Below are 6342 nucleotides of genomic sequence, written 5' to 3' on the forward strand. Positions count from 1 at the left end.
ATTATCCCGAATTTTACTTGATTTTTCATTGGAAAAACCTGTTTTTCGGGATAATCAATAATTCGGGATAAGTGTTGTGAAAGGGGCGAAAGATATTAATTCTTAGCCCCTATTCAATTGATATATATTTTTTTTTGGAAAAACAGAAACTTAATTTTATAAAAAAGTGTTTATTTGGTGTTTAAAATGTTTAAAAGAATATAATAAATAATTTTATGAAATGAGGAAATTTAAATGGATAAAGAAATTTTAAGTGTTAAAGAATTTTGTAAAAAAACAGGATTAGCAGAATACGTAGTAAGAAGATTAATTAGCGAAGGGTATGCAGTTACTTTTAAGTGTGGTAATAAAGTATATCTACATTATGAAATGACAATAAAGAGGATGTTTAATATTAAATAGCAATCATTTTAGGATAAATTATTATAAAGTGTTTTTTATTTTTTGTCCCAATATTGAAATATTTGTCCCAAAGTTGTATAATACTTTTGAAAGGAGAACGTGATGCTATGAAAAAGAAAAATATTCTTAATTTGATTAAATATTATTCTGAAAATAATGATTCAGGTTTCAAGAGTGAGGCTTATGAAATTGCAAAATATTTTGATTCGATTGGAGATTATCAATTAGCTGAATATATTATGGCCTTATTATCAGATGCTAATACATTTGTTCCACAAATGACTACAAATGAATCTGATTTTTTTGAGAAAATTGATAATTCGGCTGAATTATTGCTTTTGCCAGAAGTGATAACACAAGATATTTTAGGAATAGTCAATGCAGTAAGCTATAATGTTGGTATTAATAAGTTTTTGCTTCAAGGTGCACCAGGAACTGGTAAAACTGAAGCAGTTAAACAGATAGCTAGAATATTAGAAAGAGAAATATATATGGTTGATTTTTCTTCACTTGTCGATAGTAAATTAGGACAGACACAGAAAAATATATCAACTATGTTTAAAGAAATCAATAATTTTACATTTCCAGATAAAATAATTATTTTATTTGATGAGATAGATGCATTAGCATTAGATAGGACTAATTCAAATGATTTAAGAGAAATGGGAAGGGCTACTTCTACAATGCTAAAAGGAATGGATCATTTGAATGAGCAAGTTGTTTTGATAGCTACGACAAATCTATATGAATATTTTGATAAAGCATTGAGTAGAAGGTTTGATGCAATTATTGACTTTAACAGATACAGCAAAGAAGATTTAGTAGAAGTTGCTGAGGGACTATTGGAGAACTATCTAAAAAAATTTAAAATTAATTATAAGAATATAAGGCTATTTAGAAAAATTATTGGTTTATATGATCAAATTCCCTATCCAGGAGAATTGAAGAATGTTATAAAAACAGCTGTAGCTTTCAGCAATCCAGAGGATAGCACAGATTATATGCGTAGATTATATTCGATAGTTTGCAATAATAATCAACCAGAATTAAGAGAATTACAAAATCAAAATTTCACAATTAGAGAAATTGAAATATTGACAAAGGTTTCAAAAAGTAAAATTGCTAGAAAACTAAAAGGAGGAAATGAATTTGAATAATTTACTACAACTTAAAGGAACATTTTATGATCAAAAAAATAAGAGTTCATTTGGACCTCCTAATTTACCAAAAAATAAATTTGTTTCTTCTGAACATATGAAAAACTTAGTGCAACAACTACAAAGAATTCAGAAGTTTTGGGAAGAAAATAGGGATATAGATGGAGCTTTAGTAAGTGTATATTATATTCATGTCATTGCAAAAAGTAACAGAATTCAGGCAATGTTATCAGAAAAAAGTAAAAGCCCTAATTTTTCAATAAGGGGATCGAAGTTTGGATTCATAAAAGATGAAAATGGACAACAAATTCGAAATCATATCTTTACGCATTATGTTAAGCTGGGAACTATTGATAATACAATTCATAATTTGATGAAAGTATTTCAGATTATTGAAAGAGATTATAATGGGAAAATAACACATGAAGACATTGGTAAAATTAATAGACAAAATTATCAATATGAACATATCATTAAAAGAACAGTATTTATTAAATTGATTATTGATTCGTATTTTGTTCATAGCTTTCATATAGATGAAATTACTGAATCTATTAATGAACGCTCTATTGTGACCATATATCAAACAGATGTTGATACGAATACTTTATTAAGTAAATTTGGTATTGATATGATTAATGCTAAAAAGATAGATGAAACAACATTACGTCTTATGCCAGACGAAATCAAACTTATTCAGAATCAAGCTCCTTATCTAATTTCTATGCATGTTAAAGATTTGACACAAATCAGTAAAGAAAAAATTTTGGAATCTCAAGGGCAAGAAATAATGTCTATTCCTTTACCAACAAATGAACCGACAATTGGCGTATTAGATACTCATTTTGATAAAAGAGTTTATTTTGGAGAATGGGTAGAATATAAAAATATGTTAGATGATGAAATCGAATTATCTGATGATGATTATTATCATGGTACTGCAATTTCATCATTGATTGTTGATGGGCCATCATTTAATCCTCATTTACAAGATGGATGTGGAAGATTTAGAGTTAGACATTTTGGAATAGCAACTGCTTATAGATTTAGTTCTTTTAGTATATTAAAAATGATTAAACAAATTGTTTCTCAAAATAGAGATATAAAAGTTTGGAATCTATCATTAGGTTCAGAATTAGAGATTAATCAAAATTTTATTTCTCCAGAAGCAGCAGAATTAGATAAGATTCAAAATGAATTTGATGTTATTTTTGTGATTGCTGGAACAAATAATAATTCTAATCCTCGAAAAGAAATGAGAATAGGGGCACCAGCTGATTCAATTAACTCTTTAGTTGTTAATTCTGTTAAGCAAGATGGTGCAAAAGCATCATATACACGAACTGGACCAGTCTTATCTTTTTTTCATAAACCCGATGTCAGTTATTATGGTGGAGATGATAATGAATTAATAACTGTTTGCACTCCGTTAGGGGAGGCAAAAGTAAGAGGAACATCATTTGCTGCTCCTTGGATTTCTAGAAAGCTTGCTTATTTAATTTATATTGTAGGATTGAGTAGAGAATTAGCAAAAGCATTAATTATTGATTCAGCGGCTGGTTGGAGTAGAAAGGATGATACGACTCATACCATTGGTTATGGAGTTGTTCCTATTCATATTAATGATATTGTGAACTCTTCTGATGATGAGATAAAATTTTTATTAAATGGTGTCATTAATGAATACGAAACATACACGTATAATATTCCCGTTCCCAAAATAAAAGATGCACATCCTTATTTTGCTCGAGCAACACTATGTTATTTTCCCAAAGCTTCTAGAAATCAGGGTGTTGATTATACAAGTACAGAGATGGATATTCATTTTGGAAGAATTCAAGAGAAAAAAGGGAGAACAACAATATGTTCAATTAATGGAAATAAGCAATCTGAAGAAATTTCTACATCCTTATATGAAGAAGATGCACGTAACTTATATAGAAAGTGGGATAATATTAAGCATATTAATGATGTCCTTAAGGAAAAAAGTAGACCAAGGAAAGCATATGGTATTGGTTTGTGGGGATTAAGTATTAAAACAAAAGAACGATTAAATTCAAAAGATGGACGAGGTTTGAAATTTGGAGTTGTTGTTACGTTAAAAGAAATGAATGGAGTTAATCGTATTGATGATTTTATAAAGATGTGTCAGGCAAGAGGTTGGATTGTTAATAGAATAAATATTGATAATCAAATAGATGTTTATAATAAAGGTGAAGAAATGATAGAATTTGACTAATAGATTTATTATTGTATGTAAAAAAAGAGGTGATAAATTAAATGAAAAAAGAAAAGCAACTATTAAAAATAGTATATTTTGATGAAGGAGCAGCAACTGATTTTATTTATATTTTTGAAGGTGGTAAATCTGAAGAACACAAAGAAAATATTATTTCTAAAACTAATAATTTAGAAACAAGAACTGAAGCAACAGTAAAAGGTGCAACCAAATTTCTAAGTTTTTTTAAAGCTGAAGGAAGTATTGAAGGTAGCGCTGCATTTGATCGAGAAGGATCGACTGTTATTAAAAGGGCTTTGGAAAGTACAATTTTAACTGATTATATTGAATTGAGTGCAAATAAAGCAAAAAAATATGTAAAAATTTTTAATGATAAGAGACTGGTTCCTTATCCTGAATCTTTTTCCTACTATAAAATGCTAACTCCTTATCTTGTAATGACAGAAGGAACTATAGATGCAGGAGAATTTAAATTAAATCCTGCAAAAATGAATCAAGCTTTAATTGGAGGACGTGGTTATTATGAGTTGATGACTATAGAAAAAGAGAATCCAATTGTATTGCGTTTTAATATTAAGGCTTTTAGAAATAATTATTCAATTTCTGATCTTGTTAAAATGAACTTAACCTTTCATACAATTGAAGTTGGTACAATTGAATTAAATAAACTATCTATGAAATCTGAATTTTCAATTGAAGAAAAGCAAAATATATCTGGTTTTGATTTATTTGATGAGTCACAAACTAATACAAATAGTATGAATTGTAAAGTTTATGATGTAATATTGGCAGGTGTTTATAGATGAATATAAACATATTTATTGGCCCTAAAAGAGAATTTGAAAAAATAAAACCTAATTATAATTTTATAACATTTGTTGACTTGGTCTCACAAAGTGATGCACAAAGAAGAGTGTTTAAGCATCAAGTTGAGGGTCAAGATTATAAAGAAAAAGAAGAAGTTCCTCATTATGATAATGTGGTAGCCTATTCTGATGATTATTCAGCAATAACTGAATCAGCTTTCAATAGTTTTATAGGTTTCATTTATGAATTTGATATAGATCATCTTTATTTACAAAATCCACCAGAATATATTGTGGATCAGATTCATAAGTTAACTAATGTTAAAATTATGAAAGATAAATATGAATTTAATAATATCAATATCGATATTCTTAAAGAAATAAAAAGCACAATTAATGATAAAATAATAGGACAAGAGAAACCGATAAAAAAAGTGATAGGTGCCTTATATCCTTTGGCAAAAGGACGAATACAAAAGCCATGTGTTATCCTTTTATATGGTCCTACAGGTGTAGGGAAAACTGAAACAGCAAAATTTTTAAGTAATATTATGAAACAAAAAATTTTTAGAAAGCAATTTTCAATGTTTCATTCTGAAGATTTTGCTTCTTATTTATTTGGTGGAAAACATTCGCAAAATTGTTTTGCTAGGGAACTTTTAGAGAGAGAATCAAATATTATCTTATTAGATGAATTTGATAAGCCAAATCCTATTTTTCATAGTGCATTTTATCAATTGTTTGATGAGGGGATTTTTGAAGATAGAAACTACAAGGTTGAGCTGAGAAGATCTATAATTATTTGTACATCAAATTTTAAATCTGAAAAGGATATAAAAGACAAGTTAGGAGAACCGATTTATTCTAGATTTGATGCAATAATTAAATATAACGATTTAGATTTGAATTCAAAAAAAATAATATTGCATAAGATTTATGAGCATGAGTTTAATAAATTGGATATAGATGAAAAAACGTTAGTTGAGGATAAAAATGTTTTATTTGTATTAGAGAAAAATCTTTCAAAACTTAATAATGTTAGAGAAATAAGAAAGATTGTACTAGAATCAATAACAGCATGTATTATTGATGTATTGATTTAAAAATAGATATTTAATTAGCTTTTATAACTAATATGAGTGAAACAGTAGTTTAATAAAACGCATTTATTTTAGGCTTGTTTAAAATAAAAGAATATTGGGACAATTATGCATCACTATTCTTCGATTATCGAAATTGAAATTTTGAAGATTCCTTTAATTATTTATTAGGATAAATATAAATTTAAAAACAGAATTTGGTGTTTAAAAAGTGTTTAAACTCTCTAAAATTGAGTTTAATTCACTAAAATAGAGATAAAGTTGATGTTAAATTTACTTGATTTAAACAGAATAAAATCAATTTTAGTGAAATTCTGATAAAGTAGGATAGAATTATCGGTGAATAATATGATGGAAAAAGTATTGATTTTATCAATGCTTTTTTCGTATTATAGGAATTTGGTTTCGTTTGGTTGATAAATGCTTAAAGCAAATATTAACAATGAGCAAAATAAAAAGTAATGCACCAGCATTACTCTATTTTTCTGCATGCAAAAACGTAACCAGATATATCATTTCTTGACCTGGTGCATTGTTCCTTTTCCACATTTCATGCAGATGCATGACAGTTCATCATCTCCATCAGCCTCCGCTATTTCACTTAATATGTATCCGTCAAGTTCCATTTCACATCCGCA

General features: G+C 27.6%; 5 protein-coding genes. All 5 read left to right on the forward strand.

From position 1 onward, the window contains the following. Positions 1-234 precede the first annotated feature (234 nt). The 5 genes from B5E87_RS15145 (at position 235) to B5E87_RS14435 (ending at position 5707) form a co-directional block, all read left to right on the forward strand. Positions 235-402, forward strand: a complete 168-nt coding sequence (locus B5E87_RS15145; protein ID WP_158095635.1) for a hypothetical protein — start codon at positions 235-237, stop codon at positions 400-402. A gap of 107 nt (positions 403-509) precedes the next feature. After that, positions 510-1559, forward strand: coding sequence for an ATP-binding protein (locus B5E87_RS14420; RefSeq protein WP_087246065.1), 1050 nt, complete (start codon positions 510-512; stop codon positions 1557-1559). Beyond that, a complete protein-coding gene (locus B5E87_RS14425) occupies positions 1552-3798 on the forward strand; it encodes a S8 family peptidase (RefSeq protein WP_087246071.1) in 2247 nt (748 codons plus the stop codon). Before B5E87_RS14420 ends, B5E87_RS14425 begins: the two co-directional genes overlap by 8 nt. Before the next feature lie 41 nt (positions 3799-3839). Next, a complete protein-coding gene (locus B5E87_RS14430) occupies positions 3840-4604 on the forward strand; it encodes a DUF6414 family protein (protein ID WP_087246067.1) in 765 nt (254 codons plus the stop codon). After that, complete coding sequence (locus tag B5E87_RS14435; RefSeq protein ID WP_087246069.1) at positions 4601-5707, forward strand: AAA family ATPase; 1107 nt, start codon at positions 4601-4603, stop codon at positions 5705-5707. The genes B5E87_RS14430 and B5E87_RS14435 overlap by 4 nt, the downstream gene beginning before the upstream one ends. The last annotated feature ends 635 nt before the right edge of the window (positions 5708-6342 follow it).

Origin of the sequence: Massilimicrobiota sp. An142 (genome assembly GCF_002160725.1) — a bacterium.
Lineage (GTDB): Bacteria > Bacillota_I > Bacilli_A > Erysipelotrichales > Coprobacillaceae > Allocoprobacillus > Allocoprobacillus merdigallinarum.

Excerpts from the sequence above, each read along its gene's own strand:
- B5E87_RS14430 (WP_087246067.1), top strand. The coding sequence starts at position 3,840 with ATGAAAAAAGAAAAGCAACTATTAAAAATAGTATATTTTGATGAAGGA.
- B5E87_RS14420 (WP_087246065.1), top strand. The coding sequence starts at position 510 with ATGAAAAAGAAAAATATTCTTAATTTGATTAAATATTATTCTGAAAAT.
- B5E87_RS15145 (WP_158095635.1), top strand. The coding sequence starts at position 235 with ATGGATAAAGAAATTTTAAGTGTTAAAGAATTTTGTAAAAAAACAGGA.
- B5E87_RS14435 (WP_087246069.1), top strand. The coding sequence starts at position 4,601 with ATGAATATAAACATATTTATTGGCCCTAAAAGAGAATTTGAAAAAATA.